General features: G+C 55.7%; 23 protein-coding genes. 10 read left to right on the forward strand and 13 right to left on the reverse strand.

From position 1 onward, the window contains the following. Positions 1-57: 57 nt before the first annotated feature. The 4 genes from pabA to ppiA form a co-directional block, all read right to left on the reverse strand. Entirely contained in the window at positions 58-621 is a 564-nt protein-coding gene (gene pabA, locus RT120_RS08675; protein ID WP_312981866.1) for an aminodeoxychorismate synthase component 2, read from the reverse strand. Positions 622-651: 30 nt separating this feature from the next. Then, a complete protein-coding gene (locus tag RT120_RS08680; protein WP_312981868.1) occupies positions 652-1254 on the reverse strand; it encodes a putative adenosine monophosphate-protein transferase Fic in 603 nt (200 codons plus the stop codon). Then, positions 1244-1414: a YhfG family protein gene (locus RT120_RS08685; RefSeq protein ID WP_312981870.1), complete on the reverse strand. Its 171-nt coding sequence runs from the start codon at positions 1412-1414 to the stop codon at positions 1244-1246. Before RT120_RS08685 ends, RT120_RS08680 begins: the two co-directional genes overlap by 11 nt. 105 nt (positions 1415-1519) lie before the next feature. After that, entirely contained in the window at positions 1520-2092 is a 573-nt protein-coding gene (gene ppiA, locus RT120_RS08690) for a peptidylprolyl isomerase A (RefSeq protein ID WP_312981872.1), read from the reverse strand. Positions 2093-2369: 277 nt separating this feature from the next. Between ppiA and tsgA the strand changes: the two genes are divergently transcribed. Further along, positions 2370-3554 (forward strand): MFS transporter TsgA, encoded by a 1185-nt coding sequence (gene tsgA, locus RT120_RS08695; protein WP_312981874.1) that lies wholly within the window; start codon positions 2370-2372, stop codon positions 3552-3554. Positions 3555-3569: 15 nt separating this feature from the next. Here the strand turns inward: tsgA and RT120_RS08700 are convergent, their stop codons facing one another. After that, the gene (locus RT120_RS08700; protein WP_312981876.1) at positions 3570-4868 is read right to left on the reverse strand and encodes a cytosine deaminase; all 1299 of its coding nucleotides are present in this window, start codon (positions 4866-4868) and stop codon (positions 3570-3572) included. Between the two features lie 238 nt (positions 4869-5106). On the opposite strand from RT120_RS08700, the gene nirB reads away from it, so the two are divergent. The 4 genes from nirB (at position 5107) to cysG (ending at position 10352) form a co-directional block, all read left to right on the forward strand. Beyond that, the gene (gene nirB, locus RT120_RS08705; RefSeq protein ID WP_312981878.1) at positions 5107-7653 is read left to right on the forward strand and encodes a nitrite reductase large subunit NirB; all 2547 of its coding nucleotides are present in this window, start codon (positions 5107-5109) and stop codon (positions 7651-7653) included. Beyond that, positions 7650-7976: a nitrite reductase small subunit NirD gene (gene nirD / locus RT120_RS08710; protein ID WP_312981879.1), complete on the forward strand. Its 327-nt coding sequence runs from the start codon at positions 7650-7652 to the stop codon at positions 7974-7976. Before nirB ends, nirD begins: the two co-directional genes overlap by 4 nt. A gap of 190 nt (positions 7977-8166) precedes the next feature. Next, entirely contained in the window at positions 8167-8976 is an 810-nt protein-coding gene (gene nirC / locus RT120_RS08715) for a nitrite transporter NirC (RefSeq protein ID WP_312981881.1), read from the forward strand. Positions 8977-8987: 11 nt separating this feature from the next. Beyond that, positions 8988-10352 carry a siroheme synthase CysG gene (gene cysG / locus RT120_RS08720; RefSeq protein ID WP_312981883.1) on the forward strand — a complete coding sequence of 455 codons (1365 nt, stop codon included), beginning with the start codon at positions 8988-8990 and terminating at the stop codon, positions 10350-10352. 125 nt (positions 10353-10477) lie between these two features. Here cysG and RT120_RS08725 read toward each other — a convergent pair whose 3' ends face one another. Next, complete coding sequence (locus RT120_RS08725) at positions 10478-10972, reverse strand: DUF4760 domain-containing protein (protein WP_312982073.1); 495 nt, start codon at positions 10970-10972, stop codon at positions 10478-10480. Positions 10973-11587: 615 nt separating this feature from the next. Here RT120_RS08725 and frlA point away from each other — a divergent pair. The 5 genes from frlA to RT120_RS08750 all read left to right on the forward strand — a co-directional run bounded on the left by frlA (position 11588) and on the right by RT120_RS08750 (position 16472). Next, entirely contained in the window at positions 11588-12925 is a 1338-nt protein-coding gene (gene frlA, locus RT120_RS08730) for a fructoselysine/psicoselysine transporter FrlA (RefSeq protein WP_312981885.1), read from the forward strand. 21 nt (positions 12926-12946) lie between these two features. Then, entirely contained in the window at positions 12947-13969 is a 1023-nt protein-coding gene (gene frlB / locus RT120_RS08735) for a fructoselysine 6-phosphate deglycase (protein WP_312981886.1), read from the forward strand. A gap of 54 nt (positions 13970-14023) precedes the next feature. Continuing rightward, positions 14024-14854: a fructoselysine 3-epimerase gene (gene frlC, locus RT120_RS08740; RefSeq protein ID WP_312981887.1), complete on the forward strand. Its 831-nt coding sequence runs from the start codon at positions 14024-14026 to the stop codon at positions 14852-14854. Continuing rightward, complete coding sequence (gene frlD, locus RT120_RS08745; RefSeq protein ID WP_312981889.1) at positions 14851-15636, forward strand: fructoselysine 6-kinase; 786 nt, start codon at positions 14851-14853, stop codon at positions 15634-15636. Before frlC ends, frlD begins: the two co-directional genes overlap by 4 nt. Positions 15637-15737: 101 nt before the next feature. Continuing rightward, entirely contained in the window at positions 15738-16472 is a 735-nt protein-coding gene (locus RT120_RS08750) for a GntR family transcriptional regulator (RefSeq protein WP_312981890.1), read from the forward strand. Positions 16473-16514: 42 nt separating this feature from the next. On the opposite strand, the gene trpS is transcribed toward RT120_RS08750, so the two are convergent. From trpS to aroK, 7 genes are all read right to left on the reverse strand, one after another. Next, positions 16515-17519 (reverse strand): tryptophan--tRNA ligase, encoded by a 1005-nt coding sequence (gene trpS / locus RT120_RS08755; RefSeq protein ID WP_312981892.1) that lies wholly within the window; start codon positions 17517-17519, stop codon positions 16515-16517. Continuing rightward, a complete protein-coding gene (gene gph / locus RT120_RS08760) occupies positions 17512-18273 on the reverse strand; it encodes a phosphoglycolate phosphatase (protein ID WP_312981893.1) in 762 nt (253 codons plus the stop codon). The genes trpS and gph overlap by 8 nt, the downstream gene beginning before the upstream one ends. After that, entirely contained in the window at positions 18266-18943 is a 678-nt protein-coding gene (gene rpe / locus RT120_RS08765) for a ribulose-phosphate 3-epimerase (RefSeq protein WP_312981895.1), read from the reverse strand. Before rpe ends, gph begins: the two co-directional genes overlap by 8 nt. A 40-nt stretch (positions 18944-18983) precedes the next feature. After that, complete coding sequence (gene dam / locus RT120_RS08770) at positions 18984-19799, reverse strand: adenine-specific DNA-methyltransferase (RefSeq protein WP_312981896.1); 816 nt, start codon at positions 19797-19799, stop codon at positions 18984-18986. 63 nt (positions 19800-19862) lie between these two features. Beyond that, positions 19863-21152: a cell division protein DamX gene (gene damX / locus RT120_RS08775; RefSeq protein ID WP_312981897.1), complete on the reverse strand. Its 1290-nt coding sequence runs from the start codon at positions 21150-21152 to the stop codon at positions 19863-19865. Between the two features lie 88 nt (positions 21153-21240). Next, positions 21241-22329 (reverse strand): 3-dehydroquinate synthase, encoded by a 1089-nt coding sequence (gene aroB, locus RT120_RS08780; RefSeq protein ID WP_312981899.1) that lies wholly within the window; start codon positions 22327-22329, stop codon positions 21241-21243. A gap of 56 nt (positions 22330-22385) precedes the next feature. After that, entirely contained in the window at positions 22386-22907 is a 522-nt protein-coding gene (gene aroK, locus RT120_RS08785) for a shikimate kinase AroK (RefSeq protein ID WP_002436422.1), read from the reverse strand. Positions 22908-23155: the final 248 nt, after the last annotated feature.

Raw genomic sequence — 23155 nt, forward strand, 5'->3', positions numbered from 1 at the left:
TAATTGAAAATATAAGCACAAAATATGCATAAAAAATCAATTAATGGCAATAAAAAATCAGCGGCGTAAAAAGTTGGCAAGCAGCGCGTGGCCCTGTTCGCTGAGAATGCTTTCGGGATGAAACTGCACACCCTCCAGATCCCACTCGCGATGGCGAATGCCCATGATTTCATCCTCCGCGCTCCAGGCGGTGACGTCGAAGTCGTCCGGCAGCGTGGCGGGGTCAATCAGCAGGGAGTGATAGCGCGTCACGGTGAGCGGGTTATTCAGCCCGTGAAACACGCCGCTACCGTTATGGCGAATCGCTGAGGTTTTGCCGTGCATCACCTGACGGGCGCGAATAATCCGTGCGCCAAACGCCTGGCCTATGGCCTGATGCCCAAGGCAGACCCCGAGGATCGGCAGCTTACCCGCGTAATCACGAATCACATCCAGAGAGATGCCCGCTTCATTGGGGGTGCAGGGGCCGGGGGAAATGACAATTTTTTGCGGCGCGAGCGTGGCGATGTCGGCAACGCTGATTTCATCGTTGCGCTTAACCACCACCTCTGCGCCGAGTTCGCAGAAATACTGGTACAGGTTCCAGGTGAACGAATCGTAGTTATCAATCAGCAGTAGCATGGCGGCTCCGAAAAAATGAACCGCGCTATTCTACTCACTTTCCCGTGCTTCACTCACCACTTTGCTGAATATCAAGACCAGCGGCTCCAGATCGCCCATCGCGCCAGCCTGGTTTGCTTCACGCCAGAACGGCGGGTCGATATCGCGCCAGTCGAGACTATACCCGGCATGAATCGCCAGTTGCTCAAAGAAAATGCGCTGGCTCAGGCCAGAACCCAGGCGGAACGGGTGCAGCACATTAATCTCGCAATAGTAGTGCGCCAGCCGCTGGATAAATTCCGGCGCGGCCAGCCCTGCCAGATACCCTTCGTCTTCCAGATCCTGGAACAGGTCGTTGCCCTCTTTCTCGATATAGCCGAAATGGCAGAAGCGGGTATCGCCCTGGTAAATATCCACTTCACGCAACTCGCCCGCCCAGTCGAACACGTCCTGGAACAGGTGACGGTGGATAGCACAGAGATGGGGCAACCCGCGTGGGATCGGCCCCAGCGGCAACGTGGCGGCACGCAGCGCAACCAGTTCCAGCATCGCGGCATCCAGACGCTGCGCCTGGCGGATAGTAAGGCGGTTTTTCAGTACATCCAGACCGGCATAGAGATACGGATCGCGCCCGTCGCCAAATTTATCGCTCATATTGCCCCCTGACTTCCTGAAGGCGTTGCTCGGCTTCGTCTGTGGTTAACTCGATTAGCGGGATATCGCGTCCCTCCAGGCGCAGGCTGGCCTGAAAGTTGCCGTTTCGCTTTTGCTCCCAGAGACGGGATTTCTGTTTATCGGTGAGTTTTTTAGACATAGCGCCTCCCTGATCGTGACCGTATTTGCCACAAGTATAAGCAGCAAATCACAGACACGCCGGGAGGCGGCAAACGCGGGTTAAGCGAACCCGCGCAAAAAGCGGTTATGGCAGGACTTTAGCAGACAGGATAACTATCGGTTTTGACGGGACATTTTGGTAAGGACCCACGTCGTGAGTCTGGGCCTGGGCAATTTTATCGGCAATGTCCATCCCTTTCACAACTTTACCAAATACCGCATACCCGAAATCGCGCTGGCCGTGGTCGAGAAACGCGTTGTCAGCCACGTTGATAAAGAACTGGCTGGTAGCGCTGTCTTTATCTGCGGTGCGCGCCATCGAAATGGTGCCACGGGTGTTGCGCAGGCCATTGTCGGCTTCATTTTTAATCGGCGCGTTGGCTTGCTTTTGCTGCATATCAGACGTGAACCCGCCGCCCTGGACCATAAAGCCTGGGATCACGCGATGGAAAATGGTGTTGTTGTAGTAGCCGCTATTAACGTAATCAACGAAGTTTTTCGAAGAGATTGGCGCTTTCTGGCTGTTTAACTCCAGTTCGATATTGCCGGCAGAGGTCGTCAACAGTACGCGAGGGTCGCCTTTGGCAGCCAGCGCCGCGGGAGAGAGAGCGGAAAGAGCGAACACAGCTGCAACAGCCGCCAGAGTTGATTTGAGCATGAAGCATTCCTTACGAAAACAGGGTTAAAAGCGAGTGGCTTGATTCTAAAGACCGTAACCGCATCGTGCCAGACATTTACCTGGTTTTACGATGCATGGCTAACATCCGGGATTTTTACCTGGAAAGTATAGGAAAGATATGTGACAAAACTCACAATGAAACGTGAGTTTTGCAGCAAATAAATTCCTAAATGTTTATATGCATCACAAAAACACATAAACTGCCCGCGATTTCAGCGTCCCCAGGATGCTTTACCTTTCTCTTCACAGGATCTTCATGACTAACAGCAATCGCATCAAGCTCACATGGATCAGTTACTTTTCCTACGCCCTGACCGGCGCGTTAGTGATTGTCACCGGGATGGTGATGGGCAATATTGCCGACTACTTCGGCCTGCCGGTTTCCAGCATGAGCAATACCTTCACCTTCCTGAACGCCGGCATTTTGATTTCAATCTTTCTGAATGCCTGGCTGATGGAAATCGTCCCGCTAAAAACCCAACTGCGCTTTGGCTTTGTGATGATGGTGCTGGCGGTGGCGGGCCTGATGTTCAGCCATAGCCTGGCGCTGTTTTCCGCCTGTATGTTCGTACTGGGCGTGGTGAGCGGCATTACCATGTCCATCGGCACCTTCCTGGTCACCCAGATGTACGAAGGCCGCCAACGCGGCTCGCGTTTGCTGTTTACCGACTCCTTTTTCAGCATGGCGGGCATGATTTTCCCAATGCTGGCGGCCTGGCTGCTGGCGCGCACCATTGAGTGGTATTGGGTTTACGCCTGCATCGGCCTGGTCTATGTGGCGATTTTTATCCTGACCTTCGGCTGCGCGTTCCCGGCGCTGGGCAAACACGCTAAACAGAGCAACACCCCTGTCGAGAAAGAAAAGTGGGGTATCGGCGTGCTGTTCCTGTCGGTGGCGGCGCTGTGCTACATCCTCGGCCAACTGGGCTTTATCTCCTGGGTACCGGAATACGCCAAAAGCCTCGGCATGAGCTTGAACGACGCCGGGAAGCTGGTCAGCGATTTCTGGATGTCGTACATGTTCGGCATGTGGGCGTTCAGCTTTCTTCTGCGCTTCTTCGATCTGCAACGCATACTGACCGTGCTGGCGGGCCTCGCCACGGTGTTGATGTACTGCTTTATTTCCGGCGAACCACAGCATATGGCGTGGTTTATTCTGACGCTGGGCTTCTTCTCCAGCGCCATTTACACCTCGATCATTACTCTTGGTTCGCTGCAAACCAACGTGCCGTCGCCTAAGCTGGTTAACTTTATTCTGACCTGCGGCACCGTCGGCACCATGCTGACCTTTGTTGTCACCGGCCCGATTGTTGCCCACAGCGGCCCTCAGGCGGCGCTCAATACCGCTAACGGTTTGTATGCCGTGGTGTTCGTCATGTGCCTGGTATTAGGCTTTGTGACGCGCCATCGCCGTCACAACGCAACCTCCGCAGCGCATTAATACTCAACGCGCCCTTTACTCTGCTGAAGGGCGCGTAAAGTAAATCTCCTCCCCGCCGTTATCCATCTTCACCCAAGTTTGCGACAGTTGTGTGGTGGCAATCACTTTGCCGTGACGCACCGACCAGCGCACCGGCACCTGGCGACGCACCGCTTCAAAGCCGTTCTCCACCGGTAAAATAATTACGTTAGCCGGGTTGCCCTCTTTAATGCCGTACTCAGCAATGCCCAGGGTTCTGGCGCTGTTATGGGTGATCAAATCCAGGCTCTGGTTAATCTGCTCGTAGCCCATCATCTGGCAAACGTGCAGGCCCATATGCAGCACTTGCAGCATGTTGCCGGTGCCCAGCGGATACCACGAGTCAAATACGTCGTCATGCCCGAAGCAGACGTTTATGTCTGCCGCCAGCAGTTCCTTTACCCGGGTAATGCCGCGCCGCTTCGGATAATCATCAAATCGTCCCTGCAAGTGGATATTGACCAGCGGATTGGCGACAAAATTAATCCCGGACAGCTTCAGCAGGCGGAACAGCCGCGAGGTGTAGGCGCCGTTGTAGCTGTGCATGGCGGTAGTATGGCTGGCGGTAACGCGCGGGCCGATATTTTCCCGCAGCGCCAGCGCCGCCACGGTTTCCAGAAAGCGCGACTGCTCGTCGTCGATTTCGTCGCAGTGAATATCCAGCGGCCGGTCATATTTCTTCGCCAGCGCAAAGGCGATATTCAGCGATTCAACGCCGTACTCGCGCGTGAATTCGAAATGTGGGATCGCGCCTACGACGTCCGCGCCGAGCTTCAGCGCCTCTTCCAGCAGGGCTTCGCCGTTGGGATACGAAAGAATCCCCTCCTGCGGAAACGCCACCAACTGCAAATCAACCCAGGGCGCGACTTCCTTCTTAACTTCCAGCAGCGCCCGGAGCGCCGTCAGCGTCGGGTCGGAGACATCAACATGGGTTCGTACATACTGGATGCCCTGCGCCATCTGCCATTTCAGGGTTTGCCAGGCGCGTGCTTTGACATCTTCATGGCTCAGCGTCGCCTTGCGCTCGGCCCAGCGCTCGATCCCTTCAAACAGCGTCCCGGAAAGGTTCCAACTGGGCTCCCCGGCGGTTTGCGTAGTATCCAGATGAATATGCGGCTCGATAAACGGCGGTATGGCTAACCCACCGCGCGCGTTAAGCACATCAAGACTGCTGTGAACGCCGTTTTCCATCGGCGTGATGGCACCAAATCGGCCCTTATCGATGGGGATTTGCCACAATCCTTCCCGCCCCGGTAAACGCACATTCTGGATTAACCATAAAGACGTTGAAGACATACTCCCTCCGCTGTAAGCGCTTTTTACAGAGTGATACCACATTCCGCCTGGCCTGACCCGAATTTGTTTAAAAAGCGCGCAAAATCGAAAACTGAATCAATTCCGCCACTTAGAAAATCCTACAAAAATCAAGGATATACCTATTAAGGGGTATATAGGGCAGAAATTGATCTGAATCAAGAAGGGGGTTTGCTGAATCGTTAAGGTAAGCAGTAATAGAATAGAAATTGAGGCAAAAATGAGCAAAGTCAAACTGGCTATAATCGGTAACGGGATGGTAGGCCATCGTTTTATTGAGGATCTTCTCGATAAAGCTGACGCCAGCCAGTTCGACATTACCGTATTTTGTGAAGAGCCACGTATCGCCTACGATCGTGTTCACCTCTCCTCTTACTTCTCTCACCATACTGCTGAAGAACTCTCTTTAGTGCGCGAAGGTTATTATGAGAAGCACGGCGTGAATGTGCTGATGGGCGAACGCGCCATCACCATTAACCGCCAGGAAAAAGTGATCCACTCCAGCGCCGGGCGTACCGTCTATTACGACAAACTGATCATGGCGACCGGTTCCTACCCGTGGATCCCGCCAATTAAAGGGTCTGAAACCCAGGACTGCTTCGTCTACCGCACCATTGAAGATCTTAACGCCATCGAAGCCTGCGCCCGTCGCAGCAAACGCGGCGCAGTGGTCGGCGGTGGTCTGTTAGGCCTGGAAGCGGCTGGCGCGCTGAAAAACCTCGGCGTAGAAACCCACGTTATCGAATTCGCGCCGATGCTGATGGCTGAACAGCTCGATCAGATGGGCGGCGAGCAACTGCGTAAGAAAATCGAAAGCCTGGGCGTGAAAGTTCACACCAGCAAAAATACCCAGGAAATCGTGCAGACTGGCAAAAGCGCGCGTAAAACCATGCGCTTCGCCGACGGTAGCGACCTGGAAGTCGACTTCATCGTGTTCTCAACCGGTATTCGCCCGCGCGACAAACTGGCGACCCAGTGCGGTCTGGCCGTCGCGCAGCGCGGCGGTATTGTAATTAACGACAAATGCCAGACTTCTGACCCGGATATCTACGCCATCGGCGAATGTGCCAGCTGGCACAATCGCGTGTACGGCCTGGTAGCACCGGGCTACAAAATGGCTCAGGTGGCAGTTGACCATATCCTTGGCAACACCAACGCTTTTGAAGGTGCCGACCTCAGCGCCAAGCTGAAGTTGCTGGGCGTAGACGTGGGCGGCATCGGCGATGCTCATGGCCGTACCCCGAAATCCCGCAGCTATGTGTTCCTGGATGAGAGCAAAGAAACCTATAAACGCCTTATCGTCAGCGAAGACAACAAAACCCTGCTGGGCGCGGTGCTGGTGGGCGACACCAGCGATTACGGCAACCTGCTGCAACTGGTGCTGAACCAAATCGAACTGCCGGAAAACCCGGATGCATTGATCCTGCCAGCGCACGCCAGCCAGGGTAAACCGGCTATCGGCGTGGACAAACTGCCGGACAGCGCGCAAATCTGTTCCTGTTTCGACGTGACCAAAGGCATGCTGATTTCCGCCATCAACAAAGGCTGCCACACCGTTGCGGCGTTGAAAGCGGAAACCAAAGCCGGGACCGGCTGCGGCGGCTGTATCCCGCTGGTGACTCAGGTGCTGAACGCCGAACTGGCGAAACAGGGTATCGAAGTCAGCCACAACCTGTGCGAGCACTTCGCGTTCTCCCGTCAGGAGCTGTATCACCTGATCCGCGTGGAAGGCATCAAAACCTTCGACGAACTGCTGGCGAAATACGGTAAAGGCTACGGCTGTGAAGTGTGTAAACCCACCGTGGGCTCGCTGCTGGCGTCCTGCTGGAACGAATACATCCTGAAACCGAAGCACACCCCGCTTCAGGACACCAACGACAACTTCCTGGCTAACATCCAGAAAGACGGCACCTACTCGGTGATCCCACGCTCTGCTGGCGGGGAAATCACCCCGGAAGGGTTGATGGAAGTGGGCCGTATCGCCCGCGAATTTAACCTGTACACCAAAATCACCGGCTCTCAGCGTATCGGCCTGTTCGGCGCGCAGAAAGACGACCTGCCGGAAATCTGGCGTCAACTGATTGAAGCGGGCTTCGAAACCGGCCATGCCTATGCCAAAGCGCTGCGTATGGCAAAAACCTGCGTGGGCAGCACCTGGTGCCGCTACGGCGTAGGCGACAGCGTCGGCTTCGGCGTCGAACTGGAAAATCGTTATAAAGGCATCCGCACCCCGCACAAAATGAAGTTCGGCGTATCCGGCTGTACCCGTGAATGTGCCGAAGCGCAGGGTAAAGACGTAGGTATCATCGCCACCGAAAAAGGCTGGAACCTGTACGTGTGCGGTAACGGCGGCATGAAACCGCGCCATGCGGATCTGCTGGCGGCGGACCTCGATCACGATACCCTGGTGCGTTATCTGGACCGCTTTATGATGTTCTACATCCGCACCGCTGACAAACTGACCCGCACCGCACCGTGGCTGGATAACATGGAAGGCGGCATCGACTACCTGAAGAGCGTAATCATCGACGACAAACTGGGCCTGAATGCCCAGCTTGAAGCCGAAATGGCCCGCCTGCGTGACGCCGTCGTCTGCGAGTGGACCGAGACGGTGAACGATCCGGATGCCCAGGTTCGCTTCCAGCACTTTATTAACAGCCCGCTTCGCGACCCGAATGTTCAGGTGGTTTCCGAGCGTCAACAACATCGTCCGGCTACGCCGTATGAACGTATCCCGGTCACCTTTGTGGAGGAGGAAACCGTATGAGCCAGTGGATGACTATCTGCCCGATCGACAAGATCCTGCCCGCAACCGGCGTGTGCGCCCTGCTGAACGACCAGCAGGTTGCGATCTTCCGCCCTCACCAGTCTGACGAGGTGTACGCCATCAGCAATATCGACCCGTTCTTCGAGGCCAGCGTGCTGTCGCGCGGTTTAATTGTCGAACACCAGGGCGAACTGTGGGTAGCCAGCCCGCTGAAGAAACAGCGCTTCCGCCTGCGCGATGGTTTGTGCATGGAGGATGAAAGCCACTCCATTGCCCATTACGAAGCCCGCGTAAAAGACGGGCAGGTGCAGCTCAAAGCGTAATGCCCCTGGGCGAGGTTCCTCCTCGCCCTTTTTTAATTTTTCCGTCCCCGGCCTCTTTGCACGCAAAGATGTGCAGTAAACCGTGGGCGTTTTGCGTGAGGCATCGCGATAAAAACAGACCGGAAATCATTCCGGCCGCGAAAGCCAGCGCAGCCAAATTTATTATTTTCAAACTATTAGGATAACCAACATGTTTACAGACACCATTAATAAGTGCGCAGCCAATGCGGCGCGTATCGCCCGGCTCTCTTCCGGTAATCCGCTAGGGTTTTGGGTCAGCTCCGCTATGGCGGGTGCCTATGTCGGGCTGGGGATTATTTTGATTTTCACCCTCGGCAACCTGCTCGACCCGTCAGTGCGTCCGCTGGTGATGGGCGCGACCTTCGGCATCGCGTTAACCCTGGTGATCATTGCCGGTTCCGAGCTGTTTACCGGTCACACCATGTTCCTGACCTTTGGCGTTAAAGCGGGTACCATCAGCCACGGCCAGATGTGGGCGATCCTGCCGCAAACCTGGCTGGGCAACCTGGTGGGTTCGGTGTTTGTTGCGCTGCTGTACAGCTGGGGCGGCGGTAGCCTGCTGCCGGTAGACAGCAGCCTGGTGCATACCGTGGCGCTGGCCAAAACCTCTGCGCCAGCGATGGTGCTGTTCTTCAAAGGCGCGCTGTGTAACTGGCTGGTTTGCCTGGCGATCTGGATGGCAATCCGCACCGAAGGCGCAGCGAAATTCCTGGCGATCTGGTGGTGCCTGCTGGCGTTTATCGCTTCCGGCTACGAACACTCCGTTGCCAACATGACGCTGTTTGCCCTCTCCTGGTTCGGTCACCACAGCGATGCCTACACGCTTTCCGGCATCGGTCATAACCTGTTGTGGGTAACCCTCGGCAATACCTTCTCCGGCGCTGTGTTTATGGGATTAGGTTACTGGTATGCTACGCCAAAAGCGGAGCGTCCGACTCCTGCACACATCGCAACCGTTGCGGCGAAAGCCAGCCACTAAGAGGTCATGTCGTGGATCACCTGCCGATATTTTGTCAGTTAAAACAGCGCCCCTGCTTATTAGTCGGTGGCGGGGATGTAGCAGAACGCAAAGCGCGCCTGCTGATGGAGGCAGGAGCCCTGGTGACGGTGAACGCGCTGGCGTTCACCCCGCAGTTTCAGGTCTGGGGCGACGAAGGCGCATTAACGCTGGTTACGGGTCCGTTTGACGCCAGCCTGATGGACAATTGCTGGCTGGTGATTGCCGCTACGGATAACGACGCGGTGAACGCACAGGTCAGCGAGGCCGCCGAAGCGCGCCGCATCTTCTGCAACGTGGTGGATGCGCCGCAGCAGGCCAGCTTTATCATGCCGTCGATTATCGACCGCTCGCCGCTGATGGTGGCGGTCTCCTCCGGCGGCACCTCCCCGGTTCTGGCGCGCTTGCTGCGTGAGAAACTCGAATCCCTGTTGCCCCAGCATCTCGGGCAAATCGCCCACTACGCCGGAAAGCTGCGCCGCCGCGTGAAGAACACTTTCGGCAGCATGAGCGAGCGCCGTCGCTTCTGGGAAAAGCTGTTTGTGAATGACCGCCTGGCGCAGTCGCTCGCTAATCAGGATGAGCAGAACGTCGCGGCCCTCACCGAAACCCTGTTCACTGAACCGCTGGATAACCGTGGTGAAGTGGTGCTGGTGGGAGCCGGTCCGGGCGATCCGGGCCTGCTGACGCTGAAAGGCCTGCAACAAATCCAGCAGGCGGATATTGTGGTCTATGACCGGCTGGTATCCGATGAGATCATGAATCTGGTGCGCCGCGACGCCGATCGGGTGTTTGTCGGCAAGCGCGCCGGTTACCACTGCGTACCCCAGGAAGAGATTAACCAAATCCTGCTGCGCGAAGCCCAGCGCGGAAAACGCGTGGTGCGGCTGAAAGGCGGCGACCCGTTCATTTTCGGGCGCGGCGGCGAGGAGCTGGAAACGCTGATCGGTGCCGGTATCCCGTTCTCCGTAGTGCCCGGCATTACCGCCGCGTCCGGCTGTTCCGCCTATGCAGGTATCCCGCTCACCCACCGCGATTATGCCCAGAGCGTAAGGTTAATCACCGGCCACCTGAAAAGCGGCGGCGAGTTTGACTGGCACAACCTGGCAGCAGAAAAACAGACGCTGGTGTTCTATATGGGCCTCAACCAGGCGGCAACCATCCAACAAAAACTGCTTGAGCACGGTATGGATGCCGATATGCCGGTGGCGCTGGTGGAAAATGGCACCAGCGTTAAACAACGGGTGGTCAACGGTACGCTGACGCAGCTCGGCGAGCTGGCGCAGCAGGTCGAAAGCCCGAGCCTGATTTTTGTAGGCCGGGTAGTGGCGCTGCGCGATAAATTACGTTGGTTTTAAACTTGCTCGGGCAGGCCGCAGATCCTGCCCGGCGCTTTTCCTCTGCTTGTGTATCGAACAACCGAACGTTATGGCACCCGGGTGCCACCGCAAAACATGAAAAGAAAAAAGCCGGCATTGCGGGCTTAGTTCTTTTTCAACTTCTTTTTCTTCCATCTGGTGGCTAACCACTCAAACTCCTGATAAGTGATTTCGGAGTTTATCTTTTCCCTGATAGCACGTATCAGCGGTTCAGCAATATCCCATGTTTCGATTACCGTCGTATAAGATGTTCTCTTTATCATTTCTTCGTTGTAAATACCCTGCCGGATACTGACTGCGACGCGCTCGTAAAAGTTAAGTATGTACTGGAATTTGCGCCGTTCATCCAATTCTTGATCGGTAATAGCTGTGCCAGGAGTGGGTAAGACGTAGGAGCGGAATGATTTGCCTGACTGATGAGCTTTCTTCAGGATATGAAGCGATTCAACGTAATCCTTATCTTTTCGGCTTTCAAAAAGAAAAACTGCGGTTTGTGTTTTCTTAGCCGTTCGTACGTTGTAGATGAGTGTCACAACAGCGACGCTAACGCCGATAAGAACAATGATGTTGCTGATGATCTGAATTGTTATAGGGTCCAGTAATATACATTTCTTCCATGAAAAAAGGCGGGAAATACCCGCCCCGTAGAGGTTAACCTGATTTAGAAACCATCAAATTCATCAAACAGCTTTTTCATGTTACCTCCTTAAGGCATGTATCTAATCACGACTGATGCACTGTGACAGGTAATTCCCTCCTGGAGAATTACCTTTAGTAAGGCTACTTAAAAAAGATCAATCATGCAAAGTGAACGTGGACGAACTCAGATTAACTACCATAGTTAGAGCGGCTTAGCGGGTACAGGAACCATTTTAATCAGAACGCATCGACATTCCTGTTGATGCGTTTCCCATAACAGCTTAGGTAAATGGATAAACTTACTTTGCCTGGCAGACTTTGAATTATTTCATCTCTTTTAATTTCATAGAGTTAAACAAAAAACAGTTAACACCTCGCTCACAAATGGCGATTTTGTGATCTACTTCGCCAATACAATTCATCATATGTTGTTATATTCATTATGCGTCATCTCATAATGAAAAGCAGCAAAGCGATACCCCACGATCTCCACTCCAGATCGTGCGGCGACCTGCTGCCTTCATTCAGGCGCACTGAACCCTACAACTCCATTTGATAATTAAAAAGGTAACGATATGGAAGGCCAGGAACTCCAACGCAAGCTCGGCTTTTGGGCCGTGCTGGCCATTTCCGTCGGAACGACCGTCGGTTCCGGTATTTTCGTTTCGGTTGGTGAAGTAGCAAAAGCGGCAGGCTCTCCGTGGCTCACGGTGCTTGCTTTCGTGATTGGCGGGCTGATTGTGATCCCGCAGATGTGCGTTTACGCGGAGCTGTCTACCGCGTATCCCGAAAACGGCGCGGATTATGTGTATCTGAAAAACGCCGGTAGCCGTCCGCTGGCGTTTCTTTCCGGCTGGGCCAGCTTCTGGGCCAACGACGCGCCGTCTCTCTCGATTATGGCGCTGGCGATTGTCAGTAATCTGGCCTTCCTGGTGCCGATCGATCCGTTTGCCGGGAAGTTCGTCGCCACCGGTCTGATTCTGGTATTTATGCTGCTACACCTGCGTTCGGTTGAAGGCGGCGCAACCTTCCAGACGCTGATCACCATCGCCAAAATCATTCCGTTTGCCATTGTGATTGGCATCGGCGTGTTCTGGCTAAAAGGCGATAACTTTAGCGCGCCGCCGACCGCCACCACCAGCGCGGCGGCAGGGATTATGGCGCTGTTGGCCGGGATCTCCGCCACCAGTTGGTCCTACACCGGTATGGCATCGATTTGCTATATGACCGGCGAAATCAAAAACCCCGGCAAAACTATGCCGCGGGCGCTGATCGGTTCCTGTTTACTGGTGTTGGTACTCTATTCGCTGCTGGCGCTGGTGATCACCGGGCTGATGCCGTTCGACAAGCTCGCCGCCTCGGGAACGCCCATTTCCGACGCGCTTACCTACATTCCGGCGCTCGGCAGTGTGGCGGGCATCTTTGTCGCCATCACCGCCATCATCGTGATCCTCGGCTCGCTCTCCAGTTGCGTGATGTACCAGCCGCGCCTCGAGTACGCGATGGCGAAAGATAACCTGTTTTTCAAAAGCTTCGGGCACGTTCATCCGAAATACAACACGCCGGATGTCTCCATCATCCTGCAATGCGCCCTCGGCATCTTCTTTATCTTCGTCTCTGACCTGACCAGCCTGTTGGGCTACTTCACGCTGGTGATGTGCTTCAAAAACACCCTGACCTTCGGCTCGATTATCTGGTGCCGCAAACGCGAGGACTACAAACCGCTGTGGCGCACCCCGGCATTCGGCCTGATGACCTTTGCCGCTATCGCCTCGAGCTTAATTCTTGTGGCCTCCACCTTCGTGTGGGCGCCAATCCCGGGGCTGGTCTGCGCCCTGATTGTTATCGCCACCGGTCTGCCCGCTTATGCCTTCTGGGAAAAGCGCAACCGCCGTCTGGCGCATATTTCTTAACCCTGTCTGGAGAGTTGTTGCATGTTGAATATTGATAAAAACACGGTGGATTTCCTGGTAACCGAAAACATGGTCAAGGAAGTGGAGAAGGTTCTCGAGAAAGACGTTCCCCGCGTGCATGCCATTGTTGATGAAATGATCGGGCGCGGCGTGGATCGCATTTACTTTGTCGCCTGCGGTTCCCCGCTGAATGCGGCGCAGACGGCAAAACATCTGGCGGATCGTTTCTCCAGTCTTCAGGTTTGCGCGCTTTCCGGCTGGGAGTTCTGCGATAACACCCCGCACCGCCTGGATTCACGCTGCGCGGTGATCGGCGTCTCTGACTACGGCAAGACCGAAGAAGTGATTAAGGCGCTGGAGCTGGGCGCGGCGTGCGGCGCGCTGACCGCCGCCTTTACCAAACGCCCGGACAGCCCGATTACTCAGGCCGCCGAACATGTGGTGGCGTATGAGGCCGACTGCATCTGGGAAATTCATTTGCTGCTGTGCTACAGCGTGGTGCTGGAGATGATCACCCGCCTCGCGCCACATACCGAAATCGGCAAAATCAAAAACGATCTGCGCAAGCTGCCGCAGGCGCTCGGGCATCTGGTGCGCACCTGGGAAGACAAAGGGCGTCAGCTTGGCGAGCAGGCCTCACAGTGGCCGATGATCTATACCGTTTCCGCCGGTCCGCTGCGTCCGCTGGGTTACAAAGAGGGGATCGTCACGCTGATGGAGTTCACCTGGACCCACGGCTCGGTGATTGAGAGCGGCGAATTCCGCCACGGCCCGCTGGAAATCGTTGAGCCGGGCGTGCCGTTCCTGTTCCTGCTCGGTAACGACGAAAGCCGTCACACCACCGAGCGCGCCATCCGTTTCGTGCGCGAGCGTACCGATAACGTCATCGTGATCGACTATGCCGAGATCGCTCAGGGGCTGCACCCATGGCTCGCGCCGTTCCTGATGTTCGTACCGATGGAATGGCTCTGCTACTACCTCTCTATCTACAAAGACCACAACCCGGACGATCGCCGTTACTACGGCGGCATCGTCGAGTATTAATTCCCTCGCCCGGCTTCCATGCAGGCCGGGCATCACACAGCAAGGAGCAGACAGATGAAAACGGGTATGTTTACCTGCGGGCATCAGCGTTTACCGCTGGAACACGCGTTTCGCGACGCGCATGAGTTAGGGTATGACGGGCTGGAACTGTGGGGCGGTCGCCCCCACGCTTATGCGCCGGACCTCAACGCGGGCGCCATTAAGCACGTTAAAGAACTGGCGCGGGTGTATCAGATGCCGATTATCGGCTACACGCCAGAAACCAACGGTTATCCGTACAATATGATGCTGGGCGATGAGGGGATGCGCCGCGAAAGCCTGGATATGATCAAGCTCGGTATGGATATGGCAAAAGAGATGGATGCCGGATTCACGTTGATTTCCGCCGCTCACGCCGGCTATCTCACACCGCCCGACGCCATCTGGCAGCGGCTGGCGGATAATCTGCGCGAACTCTGCGATCACGCAGAAAACATCGGCATGGATCTGTTGCTGGAGCCGTTGACGCCTTATGAGTCCAACGTGGTGTGCAACGCCAACGATGTGCTGCGCGCGCTGGCGCTGGTGCCCTCGCCGCGCCTGTTCAGCATGATTGATATCTGCGCCCCGTTTGTTCAGGGCGAGCCGGTGATGAGCTATTTCGATAAGCTGGGCGACAAGCTGCGCCATCTGCATATTGTCGACAGCGACGGTGCCAGCGACAGCCACTACATTCCGGGCGAAGGCAAAATGCCGCTACGCGAGTTAATGCGCGATATTATCGACAGTGGATATAACGGCTACTGCACTATTGAACTGGTGACGATGTATATGAATGAGCCGCGGCTCTACGCCCGCCAGGCGCTGACGCGTTTTCGCGAGCTGCTGCCCCAGGAGGCGCAATGAAACGGCTGGCAACGGTTGGCGATAACTGCGTGGATATTTATCCCCAGTTGGGCAAAGCGTTTTCCGGCGGCAACGCCGTTAACGTGGCGGTCTACAGCACGCGTTACGGGATGCAGCCCACCTGCGTCAGTTGGGTGGGTGAAGACGATTACGGTGCCATGCTGCGCCGCGACCTGGCACAGCATGGCGTGGATATTTCCCACCTGCGGGTGATGCCCGGCGTAACGGCGCAAACCCAGGTGGAACTGCGCAATAACGATCGCATTCTCGGCGACTATACCGAAGGCGTGATGGCGGATTTCAGCGTCGATAAGCAGGAACTTGCATGGCTCAAGGAATTCGACATTATTCACTCCGCCATCTGGGGCCATGCGGAGTCCGCTTTCCCTGCGCTGAAGGCGGCGGGCAAAACCCTGTCGTTCGATTTTGCCGACAAATGGGAAAGCCCGCTGTGGCGCACGCTGCCGGAACATCTGGATTATGTTTTTGCCTCGGCAAATGACGATAATCCGTGGCTGCGCGACCGGCTGCAAACCGTGGTGCAATGCGGCGCGGGGGTGGCGATCGCCACGCTTGGCGAAAACGGCAGCCTGGCGTGGGACGGCACGCAGTTCTGGCAGATGCCGCCGCAGCGCGTCGACGTGGTGGACACCATGGGGGCCGGGGATTCCTACATCGCCGGGTTCCTGTGCGCGATCGCTAACGGCTTGCCGCTGCAGGACGCCATGAGACAGGGCACCGAGTGCGCCGCACGCACCATTGGCTATCATGGTGCCTGGTGAGGGTCGGCGTTGGCGTGACATTACACACGCCAACGCCTGTTACTCATCCAGAAACGCTCATATAATCAACCCCACTCCTCTTACAACTTCAGGGTCGATTCATGCCAGCTACGGAGCGCTACTCACATCAACTCCTTTACGCCACCGTGCGCCAACGCCTGCTTGATGATATCGCGCAGGGGGTTTACCGGGCGGGTCAACAGATCCCGACGGAAAGCGAGTTATGCACGCTCTATAACGTCAGCCGCATCACCATTCGCAAAGCGATCAGCGATCTGGTCAACGACGGCGTGCTGCAACGCTGGCAGGGGAAAGGCACGTTTGTGCAAAGTAAAAAGGTTGAAAACGCGCTGCTGACGGTAAGCGGTTTCACCGATTTTGGCGTGTCTCAGGGTAAGCCGACCCGGGAAGAGGTGATCGAACAGGAGCGCATTAACGCCGATCCGTTCTGCGAGAGGTTGAATATCCCCGGCGGCAGCGAGATTTTTCGCCTGATGCGGGTCATGTATCTCGACGATGAACCGCTGTTTATCGACAGTTCCTGGATCCCGCTCTCCCGCTACCCGGCGTTTGATGAAATTTATACCGCAGGCGCATCTACCTATAAGCTGTTCCAGGAAAAATTCGACACCCGCGTGGTGAGCGATAAAAAGACCATCGATATCTTTATGGCCACCAAAGCCGAGGCCCAGAGGCTGAAGTGCGAACTGGGCGAGCCGCTGTTCCGCATCAGCAAAATCGCTTTCGATCAGAACGCGAAACCGGTGCACTATTCCGAACTGTTCTGCCGCGCCAACCGCGTCAGCCTGACTATCGATAATCAGCGCCAGAAATAAAAAAGAGGGCCGAAGCCCTCTTAACGTTTTTCGCAGCCAGACTTACGGCTGAGCCACAAAGCCAATCACTTCATACACGTGCTTCAGCGTTTCGCTGGCGCGGGCGCGGGCTTTCGCCGCACCGTCTTTCATCACGCTCTGAAGGAAAGCTTCGTCGTTACGGTAGCGGTGATAGCGCTCCTGAAGCTCGGTCAGCATACCGGAAACCGCCTCCGCCACTTCGCCTTTCAAATGGCCGTACATTTTGCCTTCGAAATGCTGCTCCAGTTCCGGAATGCTTTGGCCGGTCACGGCGGAAAGAATATCCAGCAGGTTAGACACGCCCGCTTTATTCGCCACGTCGTAGCGCACGACCGGCGGCTCGTCGGAGTCAGTCACCGCGCGTTTGATTTTCTTCACCACCGACTTCGGATCTTCCAGCAGGCCGATCACGTTGTTGCGGTTATCGTCAGACTTGGACATCTTTTTGGTCGGCTCAAGCAGCGACATCACCCGCGCGCCGGATTTCGGAATAAACGGCTCCGGCACTTTAAACACGTCGCCATACAGGGCGTTAAAGCGCTGGGCGATATCTCGGCTCAGCTCAAGATGCTGTTTCTGGTCTTCGCCCACCGGAACCTGGTTGGTTTGATACAGCAGAATATCTGCCGCCATCAGCACCGGGTAATCAAACAGGCCGGCGTTGATGTTTTCTGCGTAACGCGAAGATTTATCTTTGAACTGTGTCATGCGGCTCAGTTCGCCGAAATAGGTGTAGCAGTTCAGCGCCCAGGACAGCTGCGCGTGTTCCGGCACATGCGACTGAACGAAAATGGTGCTTTTTTCCGGGTCGATACCGCAGGCCAGATACAGGGCCAGGGTGTCCAGAGTGGCTTTGCGCAGTGCAGCCGGATCCTGGCGAACGGTAATGGCGTGCTGATCGACGATGCAATAGATGCAGTGGTAGTCATCCTGCATGTTGACCCACTGACGGAGCGCACCCATGTAGTTGCCGATAGTCAGTTCACCTGAGGGCTGTGCGCCACTAAAAACGATGGGCTTACTCATTTGTTAATTCCTGATTTTCACTGTGGGGGAGCCCAAGTGCGGGCAGAATGTCTTTGAAGTGATGGAACACCACGTCAGGGTTGCTCAGTTCAATCGCTTCGCCGTAGTTGTAGCCGTAGGTCAGGCCAACGGAACGGCAGCCTGCGGCGGTCGCAGCCAGAATATCATTGCGCGAATCGCCGACAAACAGCAGTTCACCTGGCGCCAGGCCTAATTTTTCCGCCACCCGCAGCAGCGGCTCCGGGTGCGGTTTTTTATTCTTCACATCATCACCGCCGATCACCACGGTAAAGTGTTTGGCGATATCCAGCGCTTCCAGCAGCGGCGCAACGAACGGCGTCGGCTTGTTGGTCACCAGCGCCATCGGAATATGATTTTCCGCCAGGGCGCTCAGCGTCGCGGCCACATCCGGGAACAGCGCGCTGCCTTCATCTACTGCATCGGCATAGAAACGGTCAAACAGCTTACGCAGGATCCGCACCCGATCGGCATGCGGAATATCCGCGTCGTCAATCGCCGGTTTGCCCGACGCCGCACGCTGAATATCGCGCTCCTGGCGTGCCCAGGTCAGGGCGCGTGCCACCAGCACATCAGCGCCGTTGCCGATCCAGGTAATCACCCGCGCTTCACCGGCCTGGGGTAGCTCAAGCGCATACAGCGCCATATCCACCGCCGTGGCCAGGCCCGGCGCGCTGTCGACCAGCGTACCGTCCAGATCGAACGCCACGCCGCGAATAGCGTTAAACTTATTCATGACTTACCTTTGCCAGCTCACGACGCATCTCGTCGATAACCGCTTTGTAATCCGGGGCGTCGAACACCGCCGAGCCCGCAACAAACATATCCGCGCCCGCTGCGGCGATTTCACCGATGTTGGAGGCTTTTACGCCGCCATCGACTTCGAGGCGAATATCATAACCCGAGGCATCAATGCGCTGACGCACTTCGCGCAGTTTATCCAGGGTGTGCGGAATGAAAGACTGGCCACCGAAACCGGGGTTGACCGACATCAGCAGGATCACATCCAGCTTATCCATCACATGATCGAGATAGCTGAGCGGGGTCGCCGGGTTAAACACCAGGCCCGCTTTGCAGCCGTGCTCTTTGATCAGTTGCAGGGAACGATCCACATGCTCGGAGGCTTCCGGGTGGAAGGTGATATAGCTGGCACCCGCCGCGGCAAAATCAGGAATGATGCGATCCACCGGTTTCACCATCAAATGTACGTCGATTGGCGCGGTGATCCCGTATTTGCGCAGCGCCTTCAACACCATCGGGCCGATGGTTAAATTCGGCACATAGTGGTTATCCATCACGTCGAAATGGACGACATCGGCACCGGCGGCCAACGCAGCGGCGGTATCTTCACCCAGACGGGCAAAATCGGCCGACAGAATCGAGGGGGCAATCAAAAACTGTTTCATCCGCTTCTCCATAAGTGTGTTGTGCGGCGGGCGAAACGGCTCAGGCGGAATAGAGCGCCAGCAGTTCGTCCACTTTTTTACGGGTGCCGCCATTGCTGCTAATGCTACGTCGCGCTCGCACCACGTGCAGGTCATCAGCTTGCCGATACCACTGGCGGGTAAGTTCGGTATCGTGGTTTGAAATCAACACCGGAACCTGGCTGACTTTAAGCCCATGAGCCAGATCGGCGAGATGTTGTTGCTGCTCGAAATTAAAACTGTTGGTGTGGTACGCCGTGAAATTCGCGGTGGCAGACAACGGCGCATAAGGCGGATCGCAATACACCACCGTGCCCTGCTGCGCGCGCGCCATGCTGCTGGCGTAACCTTCGCAAATAAATAACGCATTACGCGCCCGCTCCGCGAAATGATACAGCTCATCTTCCGGGAAATAGGGTTTACGGTAACGCCCAAACGGGACGTTAAACTCGCCGCGCAAATTATACCGACACAGGCCATTGTACCCATGACGGTTGAGATACAGAAACAACAGCGCACGCCGGAACGGGTCCTGGCTCTGATTAAATTCTTCACGAAATTGATAGTAAACGTCGGACTGGTTTGACTCCGGCGTGAATAAATCCCGCGACTGCTGCACATATTCATCGGTTTGCGTCTTTACGATGTTGTACAGGCTAATCAGATCGCTGTTGATGTCTGCAAGAATATAGCGCGAATAGTCGGTATTGAGGAAAACCGAACCTGCTCCGACGAACGGTTCTATCAGACAGTCACCCTGAGGAAGGTGCTTTTTGATTTCATCCAGCAGGGGGTATTTCCCCCCTGCCCATTTAAGAAAAGCGCGTTTTTTTTTCATGCTGTGTGACTGCTTAGCCTTCTCCCGTTAAGGAGAAAGCTCCTGGAGCATCCTGCGCTTTAATCATTGCTTAAGATCGGCCTGAACCTGATGGATCGGTTTCGCCCACGGGTTTTTAGCCTGTACGTCAGCCGGTAATGCCGACACGGCGCGTTTTGCGTCTTCTTTTGAGGCATAGACGCCGCTTACCAGCACATACCAGGGCTGCCCGTTACGGGTTGTCTGATAAACCACGTAGTTTTTCAGGCTCTCTTTCTTCGCCCAGGCGTTCAGATTGTTGTAGTTCGAGGAACTGCTCAACTGAAGCGTGTAGTGGCTGGAAGGCGCAGACTTGAGCGAACCGACGTTGCCGCTGGACGCGCCTGCACTGGCAGCCGGTGCGGATGCGGTCGCCGTCGCGGCTGGTGCGGTGGTGGTCGCTTTCGGCGCAGGAGTCGTTGCTGTCGGCGCTTTAACCGGTGCGCTGGCACTGCCGGAATTCGCCGCAGGCGCGGTTTGCTTCACGGTCGCCGTCGATTTGGTTTCAGTCGCTTTCGGCGCCGCTGGCTGGCGAGCCGGTGCGGTTTGCGTGGTCTGCGTTTTACGCGGAGCAGGCTCAATCACCGTCTGCTTACGTTCAGTACGCGCAGGCTGCGCTTCGCCGCTTGCAGCCTGACGGCTGGCATTGCTGCCGGTAGACGCCACGGTTGCCGGTTCGGTCGGCAGCGTAGAGTGAGTGACTGCCGCATCGATCTGGCCCTGTTGGGCGGTCAGCGCATTATTCAGGTCGCCCTGCACTTCCACGCGCTGTTGACCTTCAGGCGTCGCCGTTACCTGGCCCTGAGTCGGAGTAGAAGAAACTGGCGGTAAAGAAATGTCCTGACCGTTGGAGGAATTCTCAGCGGAGGTCTCGCCCGGCGCTGGCTGAGTGCCATTGGCTTGATTAGCCGCCGAGTTGTCGCCGCCGTTAAGACTAATGCTCTTCTCGGCTGGCGGGTTCTGTGCGGTAGTCGAGTCCGACGAGGGCGCTTTAAGCGCGGAACCGATGCCGATAATCAGCAGCAACAGCACCAGAATACCCACGCCCATCATCATATGCTGGCGAGAAACCGGGCCTTTCGCTGGCGCTTTTTTGCGTTTGCGCGGACGGCGTTCAACGTCAGCATCATCCGCAACGTCGTTTTCCGCTTCGTAATCTGCGTCTTCGTCACGGGCACGGCGCGCGCGCGTCGGACGGCGATCTTCTGCCTCAACATCGACATCGTCAATATTCAGCTGCGGTTCGTTGTCGAACTCGGAAGATTTACGGGAACGACCAGTACGACGATCGCTGGGATCGGGTTTCAGCTCGTCTTCTGGTTTAAATTCATCCATTTCACACCCCACTAAAAGGCTTATGTCAGTACAACTGCCACGTCACCTGAATTAAACATCGCCTGACGGCGAAACACCTTTTTAATAGTTACGCTTGCTGACAATCCGCAATCGCGCTGAGCACCAGGTCGTGCGACACGCCGCTGCGTACCTCACTTTTACCTATCGCCAACGGCAGCACCAGGCGGAGCTCGCCAGCCAATACTTTTTTATCGCGCATCATGTGCGGCAAATAAGCGGCAGGCGACATGCTCTGCGGGCCAGTTACCGGCAACCCTGCACGTTTAAGCAGCGTGATGATGCGCTGAATATCCTGTTCGTCAAACTGTCCCAACCGCTGGGCGGTGCGGGCCGCCATGACCATACCGGCCGCGACGGCTTCGCCATGCAGCCAGTTGCCGTAGCCCATTTCCGCCTCGATAGCATGGCCGAAGGTATGACCCAGATTGAGTAAAGCACGTAAGCCGCTTTCACGCTCGTCTGCTGCCACAACTTCCGCTTTCAGTTCACAACAACGGCGAATGCAGTACGCCATAGCCGTGGTATCAAGCGCCATCACCGCATCCAGATTGGCGTCTAACCAGTCAAAGAATTCAGCATCCAGAATAATGCCGTATTTGATGACTTCGGCCAGGCCGGAGGAGAGTTCGCGGGGGGGAAGGGTTTTTAAGCAATCCAGATCGACCACAACCGACGCAGGCTGGTAAAACGCGCCAATCATGTTTTTGCCGAGCGGATGGTTAACGGCGGTTTTGCCGCCGACCGAGGAGTCAACTTGCGAAAGCAGCGTCGTCGGCACCTGGATAAAACGTACGCCGCGCTGATAACTGGCCGCGGCGAAACCGGTGAGATCGCCAATCACGCCGCCGCCGAGCGCGACGAGCGTGGTATCCCGACCGTGGGGTTTTTCTAATAACGCACTGAAGACGGTTTCCAGCACGGCGAGGCTTTTATGCTGCTCGCCATCAGGAAGAATAACCTGATCGACTTTTACACCCGCCTGTTCGAGCACCTGACGGACCTTATCAAGGTACAGCGGTGCCAGCGTTTCATTGGTGACCAACATCGTCTGGTCACCCGCGCGCAAAGGCCAAAATGAAGCCGGCTGGTTGAATAAGCCGGCAGCGATGGTGATAGGGTAACTGCGTTCCCCGAGAGTGACTGTTAACTGCTCCATGACGCTCAACACCTTCTGTTGCTTGTACCCGCGGGCGAGTGTTTATTTAGCCAGAATCAGTTGTTTTCCAGCATATGAATAATCTGGTTTGCCACAACTTTCGCGCTTTGGTCGTCAGTGCGAATGGTTACGTCGGCAATCTCTTCATACAGCGGATTGCGTTCACCGGCCAGTGCTTCCAGAACTTCGCGAGGCGGGGTTTCAACCTGCAACAAAGGACGCTTTTTATCGCGCTGGGTACGAGCCAGTTGTTTTTCGATGGTTGTCTCAAGGTAAACCACGACGCCGCGAGCGGAGAGACGGTTACGGGTTTCACGAGATTTTACAGAGCCGCCGCCGGTTGCCAGAACAATGCCTTGCTTCTCGGTGAGTTCATTGATGACTTTTTCTTCTCTGTCACGGAAGCCTTCTTCGCCTTCAACGTCGAAGACCCAACCTACATCAGCGCCGGTTCGTTTCTCAATCTCTTGATCAGAATCGTAAAATTCCATATTGAGCTGTTGAGCTAACTGACGCCCAATCGTGCTTTTGCCAGCACCCATCGGCCCAACCAGAAAGATATTGCGTTTCTCTGCCATTTTTTTGGTACTACTAAGACAATTCGTTGATGGTAAACCCGCTGCGCGACATGTTTGCGTTACGGATAATGAACTGAAACCTCTTTATGCGATAGTGCGAGAGTCAGACCAAAAATTATCTCAACACTCAAGGTGGTTTGGCAACCGAATAAATTACCGCGCCCGATGAGCTGGCGGGAAAAACGCCATCGGGAGTACTGAATTGGGCTGACACTCAAATCGGTACTCCTTGTATGCTAATTCGAGTC

The organism is Atlantibacter sp. (assembly GCF_032062175.1).
Classification (GTDB): Bacteria; Pseudomonadota; Gammaproteobacteria; order Enterobacterales; family Enterobacteriaceae; genus Atlantibacter.

What these genes read in the sequence shown, in the direction of transcription:
- pabA (WP_312981866.1), bottom strand. Translation starts at nt 621, where the DNA reads ATGCTACTGCTGATTGATAACTACGATTCGTTCACCTGGAACCTGTAC.
- rpe (WP_312981895.1), bottom strand. Translation starts at nt 18,943, where the DNA reads ATGAAACAGTTTTTGATTGCCCCCTCGATTCTGTCGGCCGATTTTGCC.
- ppiA (WP_312981872.1), bottom strand. Translation starts at nt 2,092, where the DNA reads ATGCTCAAATCAACTCTGGCGGCTGTTGCAGCTGTGTTCGCTCTTTCC.
- RT120_RS08700 (WP_312981876.1), bottom strand. Translation starts at nt 4,868, where the DNA reads ATGTCTTCAACGTCTTTATGGTTAATCCAGAATGTGCGTTTACCGGGG.
- aroK (WP_002436422.1), bottom strand. Translation starts at nt 22,907, where the DNA reads ATGGCAGAGAAACGCAATATCTTTCTGGTTGGGCCGATGGGTGCTGGC.
- frlA (WP_312981885.1), top strand. Translation starts at nt 11,588, where the DNA reads ATGGAAGGCCAGGAACTCCAACGCAAGCTCGGCTTTTGGGCCGTGCTG.
- aroB (WP_312981899.1), bottom strand. Translation starts at nt 22,329, where the DNA reads ATGGAGCAGTTAACAGTCACTCTCGGGGAACGCAGTTACCCTATCACC.
- RT120_RS08680 (WP_312981868.1), bottom strand. Translation starts at nt 1,254, where the DNA reads ATGAGCGATAAATTTGGCGACGGGCGCGATCCGTATCTCTATGCCGGT.
- frlC (WP_312981887.1), top strand. Translation starts at nt 14,024, where the DNA reads ATGAAAACGGGTATGTTTACCTGCGGGCATCAGCGTTTACCGCTGGAA.
- dam (WP_312981896.1), bottom strand. Translation starts at nt 19,799, where the DNA reads ATGAAAAAAAAACGCGCTTTTCTTAAATGGGCAGGGGGGAAATACCCC.
- frlD (WP_312981889.1), top strand. Translation starts at nt 14,851, where the DNA reads ATGAAACGGCTGGCAACGGTTGGCGATAACTGCGTGGATATTTATCCC.
- nirC (WP_312981881.1), top strand. Translation starts at nt 8,167, where the DNA reads ATGTTTACAGACACCATTAATAAGTGCGCAGCCAATGCGGCGCGTATC.
- damX (WP_312981897.1), bottom strand. Translation starts at nt 21,152, where the DNA reads ATGGATGAATTTAAACCAGAAGACGAGCTGAAACCCGATCCCAGCGAT.
- frlB (WP_312981886.1), top strand. Translation starts at nt 12,947, where the DNA reads ATGTTGAATATTGATAAAAACACGGTGGATTTCCTGGTAACCGAAAAC.
- tsgA (WP_312981874.1), top strand. Translation starts at nt 2,370, where the DNA reads ATGACTAACAGCAATCGCATCAAGCTCACATGGATCAGTTACTTTTCC.
- nirD (WP_312981879.1), top strand. Translation starts at nt 7,650, where the DNA reads ATGAGCCAGTGGATGACTATCTGCCCGATCGACAAGATCCTGCCCGCA.
- gph (WP_312981893.1), bottom strand. Translation starts at nt 18,273, where the DNA reads ATGAATAAGTTTAACGCTATTCGCGGCGTGGCGTTCGATCTGGACGGT.
- RT120_RS08685 (WP_312981870.1), bottom strand. Translation starts at nt 1,414, where the DNA reads ATGTCTAAAAAACTCACCGATAAACAGAAATCCCGTCTCTGGGAGCAA.
- RT120_RS08750 (WP_312981890.1), top strand. Translation starts at nt 15,738, where the DNA reads ATGCCAGCTACGGAGCGCTACTCACATCAACTCCTTTACGCCACCGTG.
- trpS (WP_312981892.1), bottom strand. Translation starts at nt 17,519, where the DNA reads ATGAGTAAGCCCATCGTTTTTAGTGGCGCACAGCCCTCAGGTGAACTG.
- nirB (WP_312981878.1), top strand. Translation starts at nt 5,107, where the DNA reads ATGAGCAAAGTCAAACTGGCTATAATCGGTAACGGGATGGTAGGCCAT.